Genomic DNA, 17,188 nt, shown 5'->3' with positions numbered 1-17,188 from the left:
GCGATGACCTTCCTGAGTGAACAGACGGAGCCGCTCCGGCGCGGCCCCACCTCCCGGCTGCCGGCATCGCTGGAGCTGCTCCGCCCGGGCCAGTGGCCGAAGAACCTCCTGGTGGTGCCGCTTTCCCTGCTCGGCGCCGACCTGGACTGGGGCATGGTGGCCCGGGTCGCCGTCACCACCTGCGCCTTCGTGCTCGCCTCGTCGCTGGTGTACGTGGTCAACGACATCGCCGACATCGAACGGGACCGGCGCCACCCGGTCAAGCGCCACCGCCCCCTGGCCGCCGGCCGGGTGGGTCGGCGCACGGCCGTGGCGCTGATCCTGCTGCTGGCCGGGCTGCTCGCCCCCGTCCTGCTGCTCTCCCGGCCCGCCGCGGTCTGGCCGGTCCTGCTCTACCTGGTGGTGAACGCCGCCTACAGCTGGAAGCTCAAGCACCTGCCGCTGCTGGACGTGTTCATCGTCGCCACCGGGTTCGTCCTGCGGCTGTTCGGCGGCTACGGCGCCGGCGGCCGCCCGGTCGCCGCCTGGCTGGTGTTCACCGTGCTGACGCTCTGCCTGGTCCTGATCGTGGGCAAGCGGCGGCACGAACTGGGCGTCTCCGGCAGCGGCCACCGGCCTGCCCTGGTCGGCTACTCGGCGCACTTCCTGGACCTCGTCCTGGTGCTCTGCTCCGGGCTGACCGTGGTCGGCTATCTGCTCTTCCTGCGCACCGAGTCCGGCTACGCGACCGGGGCGCTGCTCACCGCGCCCTGCGCCCTGCTCGCGCTCTTCCGCTACCTGCAGATCGTGGTGGTGCAGAGCGAGGGCGGCAACCCCGTCCGGACCCTGCTGAGGGATGGCGTGATGCTCACCAACTCCTCGCTCTGGGCCGGCCTGCTGCTCGCCTTCCAGCTGCTCTGACGCGCCATCAGGCAGCGGCCGCCGGATCCCGACGTGCGAACCCCGAACCCCGAACTCCGAACGAGGTCCCATGCCCACACCCCCACCTCTCGTGTCGGTGGTCGTCCCGATGTACAACGACAGCCGCACCGTCGACCTCTGTCTGCGCTCGATCCTGGAGCAGAGCTACCCGGCCGTCGAAGTGATCGTCGTGGACGACGCCAGCACCGACGGCTCCGCCGACCTGGCCGCCGCCCACCCCGTCACCCTGGTGCGGGCCGAGCGCAACGGCGGCCCGGGCGGCTCGCGCAACCTCGGCGTCCGGCACGCCGCCGGCGAGATCCTCTTCTTCCTGGACGCCGATCTGACCATGCACCCGGACGCCGTCGCCGAGGCGGTGCGGATCTTCACCGAACACCCCGAGTACGGCGCGGTGTTCGGCGTTCCCGACAAGGAGCCGCTGTTCCCCGAGGGCGCCGTCGGGCAGTACCGGATCCTCCAGTACCACTACTGGCGCAAGAGCGCCGAGGGCCTGGTCAGCGGCGGCTTCTACGCGCTCGGGGCGGTCCGCCGGTCGGCCTTCCTGGAGGCCGGCTGGTTCAACGGCGCGCTCCGGCAGACCGAGGAGATCGACCACGCCGAGCGGCTCGCCGCGCTCCACCCGATGGTGCTCACCTCCCGGGTCCGGGGCCGGCTCTCCGACGAGAGCCGGATGCGGCCGCTGCTCCGGAAGGCCTTCGTCCGCAGCCGGCTGCGGGTGCCGTTCTACCTGGGCCGGGGCCGGGCGATGCAGGGGATGGAGACCCCCGGCCGGGCGGTCGCCTCGGCGCTGGCCGGGCTGGCGGTGGCGAGCCTGCCGCTGATCGCCTGGCAGCCGCTGACGGCGCTGGTCACGGCCCTGGCGGTGGCCGGCTTCGTGCTGACCGACCTCGGCCAGTACCGGTTCGTCCGGCAGGAGCGCGGGCTCGGCTTCCTGGCCTTCTTCACCCTGGCGCACCTGCTGGTGAACGCCGTCGTGCTGGCCGGACTGGTTGCCGGGCTGGCCCAGTTCGCCGTCAGCCGCCGGTTCCGCCGGATGTACGCCGTGGCCGCCGCGGACGCCGTGGCCGCCGCGCCGGACCGCGACGACGGAGCCGGCGGGAGCGCCGACGGCGACCGGGGGGCGACGGACCCGGACCCGCCGAGCCGGGCCCGCCGGATCGCCCGGCGGCTGCGCACCTGGTACGGGTGGGCCCTGATCGCCCTGGCCGGGCTCTGGCTCTGCTACGCCGTGCTGCGCCGGTCGGTCAGCGGCCGCTGGCACTGGGCCATCCTGCTGGACGCCACCCCGCCGGTGTTCCTGGTGGCGGTCCCGCTGGTGCTCCTGGCCGCCAGTGCCGCCGCCTGCGGCCCGCGCCGCCGCTGGGCCGCCGCCCTCGCGCTGCCCCCGCTGCTGCTCGCCCTCCTCACCGGCTCCGGGCTGAACTGGCCCGCCCTCTGGCACGGCGGGCGCCCGGTGCCGCCCGGCGCCCTGCACGTGGTCTCCTTCAACACCCAGTACTGGGCCGCCGCCACCGATGTGAACCGGCTGTACGACCTGGTCCACCGCCAGGACGCGGACGTCTACCTGTTCCAGGAGCACGTGGTCTGGCAGGCCGGCCGCGGCGAGGACGGCTATCTGCGGCTGGACGACGACGCGCGGCTGGCCGCCGAGTTCCCCGGCTACCACATCGCCCGGCGGGGCGAGCTGCTCACCGTCTCCCGGTACCCGATCGTCGCCCAGCCGGCCGTCGGGACCGGCGCCGAGCTGGCACCGGACGCCCCGTTCGGCACGGTCTTCGCCCGGGACAAGGTGCTGCGCACCGACCTCCAGGTCGGGTCGAAGGTGTTCAGCGTCTACAACGTGCACGTCACCGTGCCGCTCGCGCCCGACCTCGACCCGTTCTCGGACTTCGACTTCGAGTCCTACTTCCGGCGCAAGTTCGACTGGCGCCGGGCGGAGATCCGCGGCCTGGAGCGGGACCTCGCCGGCAACCCCCACCAGGTGCTCGTGTCGGGCGACTTCAACGCCAGCGCGTCGATGCGCGACCTGGACGGCCTGCGCGACCGGGCGGACGACGCGATCCGGGCCAACAACGACTTCCTGCCGCTGAGTTGGAAGTTCTCCGCGCCGGCCGGCTTCGACTGGGACAGCGCGGTCAACCGCTCCTTCCCGTTCTGGCGGCTGGACTGGAGCTTCACCGCCGGCCCGGTCCGGGTGCACCGCTACGACTTCCGGCCGACCGACGGCATCTCCGAACACCGGCTGCAGGACCTGTGGCTCTCCCTCTGAAAGGAACAACGATGGTGCTCAAGGATCTGCGGACCGCCGTCCGGACCGCCTCCGGCGTCGAACTGCTGGAGCGGCTGCCCGTGCTGCGCCGGCCGGTCGACTGGCTGGCGGAGCGGCCCGTCCTGCACGGCCTGACGCTCTGGGCGTTCGGGCTGCGCAAGCCGCTCTTCTGGGACCACGTCGTCACCCCCGAGCCGCGCGCCGAACTCACCGAGGTGCGTGCCCTGGTGGAGAAGAACCGGGAGCGCTACGCGCAGCGGCTGACCGGCTTCCTGGAGCTGACCGAGCTGCTCCGGGGGATCCCGCTGAGCGGCACCGCCGCAGGCTCCACCCCGTACTGGAACAACGGTTGGCTGCCTCCGCTGGACGCGCTCTCGCTCTACGGCTTCCTGGCCGAGGAGCGCCCGGCCCGGTACCTGGAGATCGGCTCCGGCAACTCCACCAAGTTCGCCCGCCGGGCGATCGAGGACCTCGGGCTGGCGACCCGGATCACCTCGATCGACCCCGCGCCGCGCGCCACCGTGGACCGGCTCTGCGACGAGGTCATCCGCACCCCGCTGCAACACGCGGACCTCGGGGTCTTCGCCGATCTGGAGCCCGGCGACATCGTCTTCTTCGACGGTTCGCACCGGCTGCACATGGGGTCGGACGTGGCGGTGTTCTTCTTCGAGGTGCTGCCCAGGCTCAAGCCCGGGGTGATCGTGCACGTCCACGACATCATGCTGCCCGCGGACTACCCGTACTCCTGGCGCTGGCGGCACTACTCCGAGCAGTACCTGCTCGCCGCCCTGCTGACGGCCGCCCCGGACCGCTTCGACCTGGAGCTGCCCGACGCCTTCGTGCACGCCGACCCGGAGCTGCGGAGGATCGCCGAACCGCTCTGGCGCGCCCTCGGCGTCCGGGACCACTACGAGCCGGGCTCGTTCTGGTGGCGCCACCGGGGCTGAGCCCCCGTCCGGCCCGCGCGGCGGTGCGGCTACACCGGGCACCAGGAGGAGTGGACGGCGTCGCCCGCCCTGGTCCGGCGCCGCACCGCCGGCTCCCCGGGGGGCGGCGCCGCGGCCACGCCGAGCAGGATCTCCCGTTCCAGCGAACGCAGTTCGGGCCCCGGCTCGATGCCCAGCTCCTCGATCAGGGCGGTCCGGAGCCTGCGGTACACCGCCAGCGCCTCGGCCGTGCGGCCCGACCGGTGCAGGGCGAGCATCAGCCGGCCGTGCAGGTGCTCGCGGAACGGGTGCGCGCAGACCAGCTGCTCCAGCTCGCCGACCAGGTCCTGGTGCCGGCCCAGCCCGAGCTCCAGCCGGATCCGCTCCTCGACGGCGCGCAGCCGGCTCTCCTCCAGCCGGCGGGCCCAGGCCTCCACGGGCGGGCAGGCGAGGCCGGCCATCGCCGGGCCGGTCCACCGGGCGAGGGCCCGGCGCAGGCCGGTGACGGCCTCCTCCGGCGCGCCCTGGGCGGCCAGCAGCCGGGCCCGGGCGACCTCCTCGTTGAACGCCGAGGCGTCCAACTCGCCCGGGCCGACCCGGAGTCGGTACCCGTTCGGATGGGTCTCGATCACGGTCGGCGCACCCGCCTCGGCGAAGGCCCGGCGCAGCTGGGAGACGCAGATCCGGATCTGGGTCCGGGCGCTGGCGGGTGGCGCGGGGCCCCAGACGGTGTCCACCAGCCGGTCGAGCGGCACGACCCAGTTCGGGGTCAGGGCGAGGGTCGCCAGGACGATCTGCGACCGCCTGCCACCGAGGGCCACGGCGGTTCCGTCGACGTCGACACGAAGCGGTCCCAGGACATGCACGAGCACAACGATCTCCCCCGTATGAAGCTGTCACCTGTGCCGAAGTCCCGCTGCGGAAGCGGAGTTCGCCCCGCCGCCGGGGCGCCGCTCGCAGCATGGTATAGACCTATAAACGTGTCAAGGGCATCTCAAGCCCGCTCCCCGGCGGAGTCCGCGGCCGCTGCGGAGCCCGGGGGAGGCGGGCCCCACGGGCGTCGGACGGCCTCCGGCCGGCGGGCGGCCGGCGGGCGGGGGAGGGCGGGGGAGGGTGCGCGCGGGGCGTCGGCGGGCCGCTCGACGGGGGCGTCACGTCGAGGGCGTCGCGCCGGAGGCGTCACGGCGCGGTGGGGTGTCACGGCGGGGCGGGGCGGGGCGGGGCGCGGTGGTCACGGCCGGCGCGGGCGGACCCGGCCGGGCGGGGCGCCCGCCCCCGCCGAGGCCCCGCGCCGGGTCAGGGCCGGGTGTACACCTTCGGGTCCCGGTACAGCGAGGCCAGTACCTGGCCCGGGACCAGGAGCTCCTCGGCCCGGCTGCCGTCCAGGGTGCTGATGGCGGCGAGCGAGGCGTCGAAGTCGTCGGTCTCGATCTCGATCAGCGTCAGATGGCGGTAGTGGGCCTGCGAGTGCCCTTTGTCGGCGCCGATCTGTTCGTCGTTGAGCACCAGCCGGCGGATCGAAAGAACTCCCGGAACTTCGAGAATCTCCGGAATGTGGGTGTTCTCGTACCAGTCGTGGAAGTCCTTCTCCCGACCCTCGTGCACGTTGCTCAGCACGGTGATGAGGTAAGTGGTCATGTCAATCCAACTCTCTTGCCACGCGCGGACATACCGTGAGGTCAGCCTCCCAGAAGGGTGGTGTTCCGGACGCCTTCGCGGGGGCGGGATAGGGGGTTCTTAGGGGGCCGGTTGACGGGTCCGCCGGACGTAGCATCATTTGGCCGAACGAGGTGGCCGGAATTCGACTTCGGGCCTTCTCGTGACATTCGGATGCGTGCTGGTGCCAGCAGGGGGATTTCATGGCGGAGTTGTCTCGTCGACGCTTTACATTGGCCGGACTCGGGGCGGCCGGACTCGGGATCGCCGCGACGGATCTCGTCGTGGGCGGCGGGGTCGCGGCGGCCGCGCCGGTGCCGGACGCCGGCGCCGACCAGTCGTGGCCGTTCCTGACCCCGGGCTTCGGCCCGGTCAGTGTCGCGCCCGGCGACCGGCGCTACCCGGACCTGCTGCTGCGCGGGTACAACCGCCGCTTCACCGGCAACCCCGACGCGGTGAAGCTGGTCGGCTCCACGAGCCAGGTCGTGCAGGCCGTCAACGAGGCCGTGGCGGCGGGCAAGCGGGTCACCGTGCGGGGCGGCGGCCACTGCCTGGAGAACTTCGTCGACGACCCGGACGTCCGGGTGGTCATCGACCTGTCCGAGATGCGCGCGGTGTACTTCGACGCGACGATGAACGCCTTCGCGGTCGAGGGCGGCGCGATCCTCTCGCAGGTCTACCGCACCCTCGACCTCGGCTGGGGCGTGACGATACCCGGCGGCTCCTGCCCCAGCGTCGGCGTCGGCGGCCACATCACCGGGGGCGGCTACGGCGTGCTGTCCCGCCTCTACGGCCTGGTCGCGGACAACCTCTACGCCGTCGAGGTCGTCGTGGTGGACGCCTTCGGCATGGCCCGCTCGGTGATCGCCACCTCCTCGGCGAACGACCCCAACCGGGACCTCTGGTGGGCCCACGCGGGCGGCGGCGGCGGGAACTTCGGCATCGTCACCCGGTTCTGGCTGCGCTCGCCCGGCGCGACCGGCACCGATCCGACCAAGCTGCTGCCCCCGACCCCGGGCGGCATCATGATCACCACGCTGTTCTGGGACTGGTCCCAGCTGGACGAGGCGGCGTTCACCACGCTCGTCACCAACTTCGGCACCTGGCACGAGCAGAACAGCGCACCGGGCGCCGCCGCCAACCAGCTCTGGGCCTCGCTCATCGCGATCCGCCAGGGCAAGGGCGGCGTCATCGTCCGGGCCCAGGTCGACCCGACCGTCACCGGCACCCAGCAGATGCTGACCGACTTCGCCGCCGCGATGACGAGGAACGTCGCCGCGGCCCCGGCGGCGAGCACCACGGGCAACCTGCCGTGGCTCTACACCACGACCACCAGCGCCTCCGAGGTGGCCGGCGTGTTCGGCATCCCGAGCCTGCTGCTGCGCTCGAAGACCAAGGGCGCCTACCACAAGAAGGGGTACACCCCCGACCAGCTGCGCACCGTCTACCGCTACCTGACCAGCCCCTCCTACCCGTACGCCTCCGGTCTGATGGGCCTCTTCTCCTTCGGCGGGAAGGTCAACTCCTTCTCCCCGACCACGACCGCGGTGCCGCACCGCGATTCGGTGATGCTCGCCTCCTTCTCCAACTACTGGTCCGACGCCGCGGACGAGACCCGCCAGCTGCAGTGGGTCCGGGAGCTCTACCGGGACGTCTACGCGACCACCGGCGGCGTGCCGGTGCCCAACGGCGTCACCGACGGGAACTACGTCAACTGGCCCGACGTCGACCTCGCCGACCCGGCCTGGAACACCTCGTCCGCCCCCTGGTCGACGATCTACTACAAGGACAACTACGCGCGGCTGCAGCAGATCAAGGCCGCCCGGGACCCGCGCGACATCTTCCACCACGCACTGTCGGTCCGCCCGCTCTAGGGGCGGTGTTCGCAACGCTGCGTCGCGGACCCGGCGGGACTTTCCACGCACTCCCTAAGGTCCGCCGGTCCGGCCGTTCCCGCCGCGCGACGATGTGACGCGAACGGTCGGACCGGCCCCGGGCCCGCTCAGACCCGCCCCAGGTCCCTCGGGGCCGGGCGCTCGGCCGGGCCGCGCCGTCGGTCCGGCCCGGCCGGGCGCCACCCGCCGGAGTGCCGCTGGAGCTGGTCGGCCAGCCGGTCGTGCTCATGGGCGGCGTCCGGCGCGCCGAGCGCCCGGTGGGCCGCGGCGAGGCCGCGGTGCGCCCGGCCCTGGCGGTGGCGGTCGCCGGTCTCCTGACTGATGGCCAGGGCCCGGCCGTGCAGGTCCAGCGCCGCGGCCGGGTCGCCCCGCCGGCAGGCGACCTCGCCGAGCCCGCCGAGCGCCTGCCCTTCGAGGTCGCGGGTGCCGGTCTCGCGGGCGAGCGCGAGCGCCTGGTGGAGGTGGGTCAGGGCGGTGTCGTGGTCGCCGAGGCGTTCGTGGACGAGCCCGAGGCCGCAGAGCGCGTGGCCTTCGAGGTCGCGGGTGCTGGTGTCGCGGGCGAGGCCGAGCGCCTCGTGCAGGTGGGCCAGCGCGAGGGCGTGGTGGCCGAGGCGTTCGTGGACGAGCCCGAGGCCGCAGAGCGCGTGGCCTTCGAGGTCGCGGGTGCCGGTCTCGCGGGCGAGCGCGAGCGCCTGGTGGAGGTGGGTCAGGGCGGTGTCGAAGTCGCCGAGGCGCTGGTGCACGAGTCCGAGCCCGCAGAGGGTGTGGCCTTCGAGGTCGCGGGCGCCGGTCTCGCGGGCCAGGGCCAGGGCCCTGCGCAGGTCGTCGCAGGCCTGCTCGTAGTGGCCGGGGCCGCACTGCACCCGGCCGAGGTTGCTCAGCGCGTAGCCCTGGATGTCGCGGTCGTCGATCCGCTGGGCGATCACCAGGGCCTGGCGCAGGTGGATGACGGCGGTGGTCGAGCGGCCCAGGCGCTCGTGGACGAGGCCCAGACCGCACAGCGCGTAGCACTCCGCGCTCGGGGTGCCGGTGTCGCGGGCCAGGTCGAGGGCCTGGGCGAAGTGCGTGAGGGCGCTCTCGTAGCGGCCGAGCCGGTGGAGCACCAGGCCCATGTTGCTGAGCGTGCGGGCGTGCGTCACGTGGTCGCCGAGCTCGCGGGCGACGTCGAGGGCCTGGCGGAAGTGCGTGAGGGCGGTGTCGTAGCGGCCGAGCCGCTGGTTGGCCAGGCCCAGACCGTACCGGGCGAGGTTCTCCAGCTCCCGGTCGTCGGTGTCGCGGGCCAGGGCGACGGTGCGGCTGTGCAACGAGAGCGCCTCGGCGTGCTGGCCGCGCAGGTGCAGGTAGTGGCGCAGCACGCAGAACAGGTCGGCGCTCTGCTCCGGCCAGCCGCGCCGGGCCGTCTCCGCCGCCGACAGCAGGTTCGGCCACTGCGCCTCCAACCACTCGGTGGCCTGGTCGAGTCCGGCCGGCGAGGCCGCGGGCCCGCCGGGGAGGAGCAGCGGCGGGCGGTCGCACCGCCACGGCGGGGAGACGATGTCCATGGCCACCGCCGCGGTGCGGCGGTAGTGGTCGAACAACCGGGTCAGCGCCGCCTGCCGCTCGGCCTCACCGGCCTCGGTGGCGGCCAGGTGCACCGTGTAGGCGCGGAGCAGCGGGTGCAGCCGGTACTGCTCCTCGCGCGGCTGCTGGACCAGGTGCACGTCGAGCAGTTCCTCCAGCACGCGGTCCGCGGCCCGTCGGTCGATCCCGGCGGCGGCCGCCGCCGCGTCGGCGTCGAAGTCCGTCCCCGGGAGCACGCCCAGCAGGCGGAAGAGGTGCCGCGGTTCGGGTCCGAGCCGGCGGTAGGAGAGGTCGAAGGCGGCGGCGATGCCGCTCTCGGCGGTCTGCAGCTCGCCGAGCCGGCGCCGGTGGCTGCGCAGCCGGGAGGTGAGGTAGGCGACGGTCCAGGCGGGCCGGTGGCGCAGCCGGGCCGCCGTGACGTGGATGGCCAGCGGCAGGTAGCCGCAGAGCCGGAGCAGCTCGGCGACGCCCTTGGGCTCGGCGGCCACCCGCCGGTCGCCCACGATCCGGTCGAGCAGGCGCCCCGCGTCGGCCGGCGGGAGCGGGTCCAGCGAGAGCACCGCGGCGGCGTCCAGGTCGGTGAGCCGGCTTCGGCTGGTGACCAGGATCAGGCAGTCGGCCGTCCCCGGCAGCAGCGGCCGGATCTGGGCGGAGCTGGCCGCGTCGTCCAGGACGAGGACCGCCCGCAGGCCGGCCAGCCTGGTGCGCCACAGCGCGGCCCGCTCCTCCAGGTCCTCGGGGACGGCGGCTCCCGTGACGTCCACCGAGCGCAGCAGCTTCTCCAGTGCCGCCCCCGGATCGAGGGGGGCCAGGCCGGGGGAGTGCGCGTGCAGGTCGAGGTAGAGCTGGGCGTCGGGGTAGCGCCCGGTCATCCGGTGGGCCAGGTGGACGGCGAGCGAGGTCTTGCCGACCCCGGCCATGCCGTCCACGGCGGCGAGCAGGACGTTGCTGGGCGCCACCTGGTCGTGGTGGCCGGTCACCCGGTCGGCGAGGGTGTGCAGCTCCTGCTCCCGCCCGGTGAAGTGGCTGATGTCCTTGGGCAGGCTGTGCGGGGCGGGCGGCGCGAACGTGAAGGTCCGGGGGCGGCCGAGGGCCGCGTCGTTGGTGAGGATGCGCTGGCGTAACTCGCGCAGCTCCGGGACCGGTTCGAGGCCGAGCGCGTCCGCGAGCCGCCGCCGGGTGGACTCGTACACGGTGAGCGCGTGCGACTGGCGGCCGGAGAGGTAGAGGGCGAGCATGAGCTGGCCGGCCAGCCGCTCGCGCAGCGGGTGGGCGCTGAGCCAGTCGGTCAGCTCGGGGACGACGGCCTGGTGGTGGCCCTGCGCGAGTTCGAGGTCGACGCACTCCTCGATCGCGGTGAGCCGCTGCTCCTCCAGTCGCGAGGTGTGCGGCTGCAGGGCCGAGTTGTCCAGGCCGGCCAGGGCCGGTCCGCGCCACAGGGCGAGCCCGGCCCGGAACTCCTCGACCGCCGCGGCGAACTGCCCGGCGGCGGCGTGGTGCCGGGCCGCCGCGAGCGCGTGGGCGAACGCGGCCGCGTCGAGCTGGTCGTCGGGGACGTCGAGGCGGTAGCCGGTGGCGCCGACGGCGGTCGGCAGGGTGGTGACCCCGGCGGACTTGAGCAGGCCGCGCAGCATGGAGACCGCGTTGCGGACCTGCTTCTCGGCCGTCCGGGGCGGATCGTCCCAGAGCGCGTCGACGAGCTCGCCGAGCGGCACGCTCTGATTGGCCTTCAGCAGGAGGAGGGCGAGCACCAGGTGTTGCCGGGGGCCCGCCAGGGGCACCTTGCGGTGGTTCGCCCCGACCTCCAGCGGTCCGAGAATGCGGAATTTCACTCAGCCTCCCCCGTTCTGACGCGCCGTCACCAAGTCCGTCGCGGGCTGTTCGCCACGATGCTACTTGGATTCAAACGGATCTTCGAATGCCATATTCCACGGTCGACAGCCGCGGCTCCGGCACGGGCGCGGGGCCGGTTCGGACACCACCGGCCCGCTTCGGGCCTGCCGGCGCGGGCGTGCGGCCGGGCTGCCGGGCCCTCGGACCAACGCGCCGGACGGTCCCGGAGTTTCCGTCCGAACGATCGGATCGCACCGGCTCGGGGGGAGGACCGCGCGGGGACGGCCGGAGGACGGCCGGAGGACGGCATCGGCCATGATGAGCGTCCGTAGAGGTAGACAGGGACCAGTGACGACGGGGGCCGCCACATGACCGAGACTTCACGACCGCCCGACACCGCGGAAGGCCGGCCGTTCGGCCGCCCGGGCGCGAACCCGCCGCCGTGGCCGCAGGCCTCGTGACCGCGCGCCGCCGCCCGGCCTGACCGGCCCGGTACCGCACGGCAGGCCCGCCCGGCACGTTCGGCCCGTTCGGCCCGGTGCCCGTGCGCCCGGCGTCCGTCGGCCGCGCCCGCCCGGTCCGTCCGCGGCCGTCCTTCCTTCCGCTCCCGGCCACCCGTGGCCCGGCCCGGCGGCCCGACGTCCGCGTCGCGGCACCCGAGGCGCCGTCCCGGGGCGTCCTGGGGCCGTCCTGGGAGCGTCCTCCCTCGTCCCTTCACCCCGATCGGCGGGCCGACCGCCGGACGACCGCCGCTTCCGGACGCCTTCGCGCCGGACGGCGGGCTCCGTGCCGCACCCCGCCCCCGCCCGTACGTCACCCATGCCTGCCCCTGCGCGCCGGGCCGAGCCTGTGCTCCGGCCGTGCCCGCGCCATGACCGGACCATGCGGCCCGTGGTCCCGGAGGGATGCGAACCACCGATGAATCTTGTCGAACGACCCGAGACGGCCCCCGAGTTGCTCTGGCAGGCGAAGGACCTGCTGGCGGTGCTGGAGCGGCGGCGCGACGCGGGCGGCGGCGCCCGGAACGACCAGCGGCGCCTCGACGCGGCGGCCGACCGGCTGCTCGTCGCCTGTGAGTTCCCGAGCCTACTGCGTGCGGTGGCCGCGGACGCGGAGCGCGTCCCGCCCGGCGGCCCGGCGGCCGGTGCGGGCGGGGAGGAGGACAGCGGCCCGGTCCGGCACCGGGCGGCCTGGGCCCTGGCGAGCCGGCTGCTCGGCGACCCGGGCCTGCCGGATCCGGCGGACGGCGCGGCCTCCGCGCTCTCCGCCTGCGCCTTCCGCGAGGACACCGCCTCGGCGGTGCTCGCGGCGGTCACGGCCCTGGTGCACAGCAACCGGCCGGAGGCGGCGATCTCCTGGTGCGACGCGGTGCTGCCGGACGCCGTCCGGCTCGCCGCCGACACCTGGGCGCCCCGGCTGCTGGCGGCCCGCGCGGAGGCCTCGCTGCACCGGGGCGACGTCCTGGTCGGGCTGGCCCGCGCCGAGGCCGTGCTGGACATGGTCCCGCCGCAGCGCCGGGGTGCCTGGATCGGCGGGCCGCTGGCCTGCCTGGTCGCCGGGTACACCGACCTCGCGGAGCCCGGCGCCGCGAAGGAGTGGGTGCGCCGCCCGGTGCCCGCGCCGATGTACGAGACCCGGCACTGCCTCGGCTACCTGTACGCCCGCGGGCACTTCCACCTCGCCGCCGGCGAGCACCGGTCCGCGCTGGCCGACTTCATGAGCTGCGGCCGGCTGCTGGCGTCCTGGGGGCTGGACCCGGACCTCTACGCCTGGCGGCTCGCGGCCGCCGCGGCCTACCTGGGCGTCGGCGACCACGACAACGCGCTCACCATGGTCGACTCCCAGCTGGACCGGGCGGTGCCGGCCGGCGACCGGTCCCGGGTGTTCGGCCGGGCGACGGCCCGCGGCCGGCGCCGGCAGGAGCTGCGCGAGGAACTGTTCGCCACCCTCCAGGACACCTCGGGGCGGCCCGGGTTCCTCTCCTCGCTGCGGGCCCTGCAGTGGGGCGAGCTGCCCGGCGCCGCCCCGCACCGGGTCGCCCGCTACAAGGTGACGGACCGCTACGCGGGGTTCCTGGACCAGCTCAGCCCGTCGGAGCAGCGGGTGGCCCTGCTGGCCGCCCAGGGCGAGACCAACCAGCGGATCGCGCGCTCCCTGTCGATCACGGTCAGCACGGTGGAACAGCACCTGACCCGTACCTACCGCAAGCTGCGGGTGGCCGGCCGGAGCGAGCTGCGCAGGAAGCTGGGGTGAGCCGGATCGCGGCGGGGGCCCGTCGTTCGACCACTGCCTGCGGCAGTCGAACGACGGGCCCCCGGGCGTTCCCGGCGGGTGGCGTCAGGGCAGCGGGATCGGGGCCGCCGTGGCGGGCAGTTCGTCCAGGACCTGCACGATCGCGCAGGCGAACGCCATGCCCACACCCGTGCCCAGCAGCATGACGTGGTCGCCCGGGTGGACCTCCCGCCCGGCGAGCAGCTGGTAGAGGCCGCAGACCTGGTCGCTGGCGCCGGTGTGGCCGAGCCGGCGGCCGAACTCCCACATGCCGAGCCGCAGATCGCCGTCGAAGGGCTCCAGGATGTGCTCGACGATGCTCCTGCGCCCGGCGCTCTGGTGGGTCACCCGGCTGATGTCGCCGGGCTTCAGACCGGCCTCGTCGAGCGTGCGGCGGATCAGCCCGGCCTCGGCCTGCCCGATGAGCCTCGCCATCTCGGCCTGGTCGCCCTGGAACGCCTCGACCCGCTCGCGCAGCCTGACCCGGTGTCCGATGGTGGCCCCGGGCGGGAAGAGCGCCTCCCCGCCGCGGTTCAGTTCCTCCAGGTCCGGCAGCGAGGAGGCGCAGACGTTCACCACCCGGGCGAAGCCCTGCCGGCGGGAGAGGACGAGGGCCGAGGCGGCGTCCCCGAACAGCGCCCACTTGGTGCCGCGCCAGCGGTCCATGAGCGGATGCGCCCAGTTGTCGGAGGCGGTGACGAGGGCGGCGCCGCGGTCCGGGGCGGCGGTGAGGTAGCAGCCGGCCAGTTCCAGGGCGGCGACCATGCCGCTGCAACCCTGCCGGACCTCCAGCGCGGGGCCGTACCCGCCGATGGTGTGCCGCTGGACGTAGTGCGCCGGGGACCAGATGTCGGGGCCCTGGTGCCCGGCGCTGGCGTGCATCAGCACGGCGATGTCCGCCGCGTCGTGGTGGGACATCGCCAGCGCGTCCCGCCCGGCCCGGGCGGCCATGTCGGGTGCGGAGACGTCACCGGCGACGGCCACCGAGAGCCAGTCCGTCCCGGTCGCCAGCTCCTCGTCGCAGAGCCCCCGGGCGGCCGCGTCGGCGACGGTGACGAAGTCCGGGACGACGGCGGCGATGCCGTCCAGATAAAGGTCGTCGAATATCACGGAAACCTGCTCCCGGCGGGCTCGGACGGGTGATTCGAGGAAATGCCGGGACTTCCGGAAATCCTGCGCGGAAGGCGGCGGACAGTAGCATAACCGGGGTGTCGCGGTACCGGCAGCCCCTAAACAACCCCTACCGGGCCTATTTCCCGCGGAAAGGAACGGGAGCGGTGGGCAGAATAGCGATCGGCCGTGTTCGACGGAAATGGCCGCAGGGGTACCACCACCGCAGCCCGGGAGTCTGACGTGGAAGAGTCCGCAGTCGTCATAGTCGGGGCGAGCAGCGGCTTCGGCGCCGCGCTGGCCGAGGACCTCGCCGGCGCCGGCCGGACGGTGATCGCGGGCGCCCGCAGCGCCCGCCCGTCCGGTGGCGGCTTGCTGTACCGGCAGGTCGACGTGACCGAGGAGGAGAGCGTCGCGGCGTTCTTCGCCCAGGTGGCGGAGGTCTCGCCGGCCCCGTACGGCCTGGTCTACAGCGCGGGCGACGCCTCGGCGGTCGGGTACGGCTGGGAGGTCGGCCCCGACGAGCTGAACCGGGTCTTCGACGCCACGTTCTTCGGGTTCGTCCGCTGTCTGCGCTACGCGGTGCCGCCGATGCGCGCGGCCGGGCGGGGCAGCGTGCTGGCCCTCGGCTCGCACAGCGCCCGGGTGCCGGTCGACATGCTCGGCGCGTACGCCTCGGCCAAGGCGGCGCTGGAGCACTACGTGCGCACGCTCGCCAAGGAGCTCACCGGGTCGGGCGTGCGGGCCAACGCGCTGGGCATCGTCGCGGAGACGGCGCTCTCCCGCGACTTCCTCACCCGCAAGGCGGACGCCCTGGGGCGCGAGACCCCGTACCCCGCGCTGCCGGCGGTGCGGGACAACCTGCCGCTCGCCCGCTTCCTGCTCTCCGCCGAGTCCTCGCACGTCTCCGGCCAGGTGGTGGACGCGTTCCCGCCGGCCTGGTGACGCGGGCGGTGGCCGCGTTCCCGCCGGCCCGGCCGGCGGTCTCAGCCGGGGGCGGTGAGCACCGAGTCGGTGAGCGCCAGCACCCCGGCGCGGACGGCGTCCATGGTCATCCCGGTGCCGACCAGCAGGTCGACGAACTCCGCGCGCGGCACGCCCAGGACGGCGTGGGCCATGAACCCGGCGTCCACGTCCGGCCGCGCCTCGGCGATCGCCCGGGCGAGGGCGTCGTGCCAGAGCAGGTACCGGCCCACGTTGGCGTGCGAGCGGGAGGCGTTCTCCAGGGCGCGCAGCAGGGGGCCGCCGGGCACCACGACCTCGTCGAAGAGCTCGCCGACGAAGCGCAGCACGCGCTCCCGGGCGGGCACCTCCGGGTCGGCCAGCCGGTCGAGCGCGCCGTCCTGCCAGTCCTCCGTGAGCTGGTCGAACAGGGCGCCGATGAGGCCCTCGCGGTTCCCGAAGCGCCGGAACAGGGTGCCCTTGCCGACCCCGGCCGCCTCGGCGATCTCCTCCATCGAGACGTGCTCGACGCCGCCGTCCCGGAACAACTGCTGGGCTGTGGCCAGGATCTTGCGCCGGTTGTGCGCGGCGTCCGCGCGCTCCCTGACGGCCACATGAGCTCCCTTGACATCCAGCGGTGATCCGGGGCTACGCTATCGCAACCAAGCGGACCGCCGGTCCGCTTATGGTGAAGTTCACGGCAGCTGAGTCAAGGAGACGCACCCATGCGTTCTGTTCGGTTCCACGAGTACGGTTCGCCCGAGGTCCTCAAGGTCGACGAGGTCCCGGACCCGGAGCCGGGCGAGGGCCAGCTGCTGGTCCGGGTGAGCGCGGCCGGGATCAGCTACGCCGAGACCCAGATCCGGTCCGGCCTGATGCAGCAGTTCGCCTGGTTCCCGGACCCGCCGCTGCCGTACGCCCCCGGCTTCGAGGTCGCGGGCACGGTCGTGCGGGTCGGCGCCGGTGTCGGTGACGAGTGGGTCGGCCGGAAGGTCGTCGGCGCCGCCCCGACCGCCGGTGGCTACTCCGAGCTGGCCGTCCTGCCCGCCGGCGCCGTCCAGGCGATCCCCGACGGGCTGGGGGAGCACGAGGCGCTGGCGCTCTTCGGCCAGGGCGTGGTCGCCGTCGGCGTGGCCGAGGTCGCCGCGATCCAGCCCAAGGACGTCGTGCTGGTCCAGTCCGCCGCCGGCGGTGTCGGCAGCCTGCTGGTCCAGCTGGCCAAGAACGCCGGCGCCGAGGTGATCGCGCTGGCCCGCGGCGAGAAGAAGCTCACCCTGGCCCGGGAGCTCGGGGCGGACCACGTCCTCGACTACACCGAGGAGGGCTGGGAGCAGCGCGTCCGCGACCTCGCCCCCGGCGGCGTCCAGGTCGCCTTCGACGGCGTCGGCGGCGAGATCTCCAAGGCCTCGTTCGACCTGCTGGCGATGGGCTTCGGCCGGCTGGTCGTCTACGGCACCGCCGGCGGCACCGCCCCGCAGTTCGACCCCGAGATGCTGTACGTCCGCGGCGTCTCGGTCTCCGGCTTCGGCCCGCGGGTCTTCCTGCAGCCCGAGTACGGGGCCCGGCTGCGCCAGACGGCCTTCGACCTCGCCGCGGCCGGCTCGCTGAAGCCGGTCGTCGGCCAGGTGTTCCCGCTGGCCGAGGCCGCCGCCGCGCACCGCGCGTTCGAGGAGCGCACCACCCTCGGCAAGGCCGTCCTGGTCCCGTAGTCCCCCCGGCGGGGGGGGGGGGGGGGGGGGGGGGGGGGGAAGGAGGGGGGGGGGGGGAGGGAAAGAGGAGAGGGTGAGGGATATAAGAAGAGGAGG

At 74.3% G+C, this 17,188-nt stretch carries 12 protein-coding genes; 7 read left to right on the top strand and 5 right to left on the bottom strand.

Annotated elements, in window-relative coordinates; all coding sequences use genetic code 11:
• Window positions 1-3: 3 nt before the first annotated feature.
• The 3 genes from ACZ4UX_RS17530 to ACZ4UX_RS17520 all read left to right on the top strand — a co-directional run bounded on the left by ACZ4UX_RS17530 (window position 4) and on the right by ACZ4UX_RS17520 (window position 4,137).
• On the top strand, window positions 4-900 hold the full coding sequence (locus ACZ4UX_RS17530) for a UbiA prenyltransferase family protein (RefSeq protein WP_465707294.1): 897 nt from the start codon (window positions 4-6) through the stop codon (window positions 898-900).
• A 70-nt stretch (window positions 901-970) separates the two neighbouring features.
• Window positions 971-3,190, top strand: coding sequence for a glycosyltransferase (locus tag ACZ4UX_RS17525; protein ID WP_465707293.1), 2,220 nt, complete (start codon window positions 971-973; stop codon window positions 3,188-3,190).
• An 11-nt stretch (window positions 3,191-3,201) separates the two neighbouring features.
• A complete protein-coding gene (locus ACZ4UX_RS17520; RefSeq protein ID WP_465707292.1) occupies window positions 3,202-4,137 on the top strand; it encodes a class I SAM-dependent methyltransferase in 936 nt (311 codons plus the stop codon).
• Between the two features lie 29 nt (window positions 4,138-4,166).
• Here ACZ4UX_RS17520 and ACZ4UX_RS17515 read toward each other — a convergent pair whose 3' ends face one another.
• Both ACZ4UX_RS17515 and ACZ4UX_RS17510 read right to left on the bottom strand, forming a co-directional pair.
• On the bottom strand, window positions 4,167-4,988 hold the full coding sequence (locus tag ACZ4UX_RS17515; protein ID WP_352294813.1) for an AfsR/SARP family transcriptional regulator: 822 nt from the start codon (window positions 4,986-4,988) through the stop codon (window positions 4,167-4,169).
• A 424-nt stretch (window positions 4,989-5,412) separates the two neighbouring features.
• Window positions 5,413-5,754 (bottom strand): hypothetical protein, encoded by a 342-nt coding sequence (locus tag ACZ4UX_RS17510; protein WP_465707291.1) that lies wholly within the window; start codon window positions 5,752-5,754, stop codon window positions 5,413-5,415.
• Between the two features lie 221 nt (window positions 5,755-5,975).
• Here ACZ4UX_RS17510 and ACZ4UX_RS17505 point away from each other — a divergent pair, with 221 nt between their 5' ends.
• Window positions 5,976-7,646 carry an FAD-binding oxidoreductase gene (locus ACZ4UX_RS17505; RefSeq protein ID WP_465707290.1) on the top strand — a complete coding sequence of 557 codons (1,671 nt, stop codon included), beginning with the start codon at window positions 5,976-5,978 and terminating at the stop codon, window positions 7,644-7,646.
• 128 nt (window positions 7,647-7,774) lie between these two features.
• On the opposite strand, the gene ACZ4UX_RS17500 is transcribed toward ACZ4UX_RS17505, so the two are convergent.
• Complete coding sequence (locus ACZ4UX_RS17500) at window positions 7,775-11,059, bottom strand: AfsR/SARP family transcriptional regulator (protein ID WP_465707289.1); 3,285 nt, start codon at window positions 11,057-11,059, stop codon at window positions 7,775-7,777.
• Window positions 11,060-11,978: 919 nt separating this feature from the next.
• On the opposite strand from ACZ4UX_RS17500, the gene ACZ4UX_RS17495 reads away from it, so the two are divergent.
• Window positions 11,979-13,313: a LuxR C-terminal-related transcriptional regulator gene (locus tag ACZ4UX_RS17495; protein ID WP_465707288.1), complete on the top strand. Its 1,335-nt coding sequence runs from the start codon at window positions 11,979-11,981 to the stop codon at window positions 13,311-13,313.
• A gap of 84 nt (window positions 13,314-13,397) precedes the next feature.
• Here ACZ4UX_RS17495 and ACZ4UX_RS17490 read toward each other — a convergent pair whose 3' ends face one another.
• On the bottom strand, window positions 13,398-14,441 hold the full coding sequence (locus ACZ4UX_RS17490; RefSeq protein WP_465707287.1) for a ketoacyl-ACP synthase III family protein: 1,044 nt from the start codon (window positions 14,439-14,441) through the stop codon (window positions 13,398-13,400).
• 243 nt (window positions 14,442-14,684) lie between these two features.
• On the opposite strand from ACZ4UX_RS17490, the gene ACZ4UX_RS17485 reads away from it, so the two are divergent.
• Window positions 14,685-15,386 (top strand): SDR family NAD(P)-dependent oxidoreductase, encoded by a 702-nt coding sequence (locus tag ACZ4UX_RS17485; protein WP_465707286.1) that lies wholly within the window; start codon window positions 14,685-14,687, stop codon window positions 15,384-15,386.
• Window positions 15,387-15,427: 41 nt separating this feature from the next.
• On the opposite strand, the gene ACZ4UX_RS17480 is transcribed toward ACZ4UX_RS17485, so the two are convergent.
• Entirely contained in the window at window positions 15,428-15,997 is a 570-nt protein-coding gene (locus ACZ4UX_RS17480) for a TetR/AcrR family transcriptional regulator (RefSeq protein WP_465707285.1), read from the bottom strand.
• Between the two features lie 111 nt (window positions 15,998-16,108).
• On the opposite strand from ACZ4UX_RS17480, the gene ACZ4UX_RS17475 reads away from it, so the two are divergent.
• A complete protein-coding gene (locus tag ACZ4UX_RS17475) occupies window positions 16,109-17,092 on the top strand; it encodes a quinone oxidoreductase family protein (protein WP_329486224.1) in 984 nt (327 codons plus the stop codon).
• Window positions 17,093-17,188 lie beyond the last annotated feature (96 nt).

Source organism: Kitasatospora sp. NPDC028961 (genome assembly GCF_055564815.1).
This window is presented reverse-complemented; position numbering and strand designations above follow the sequence as displayed.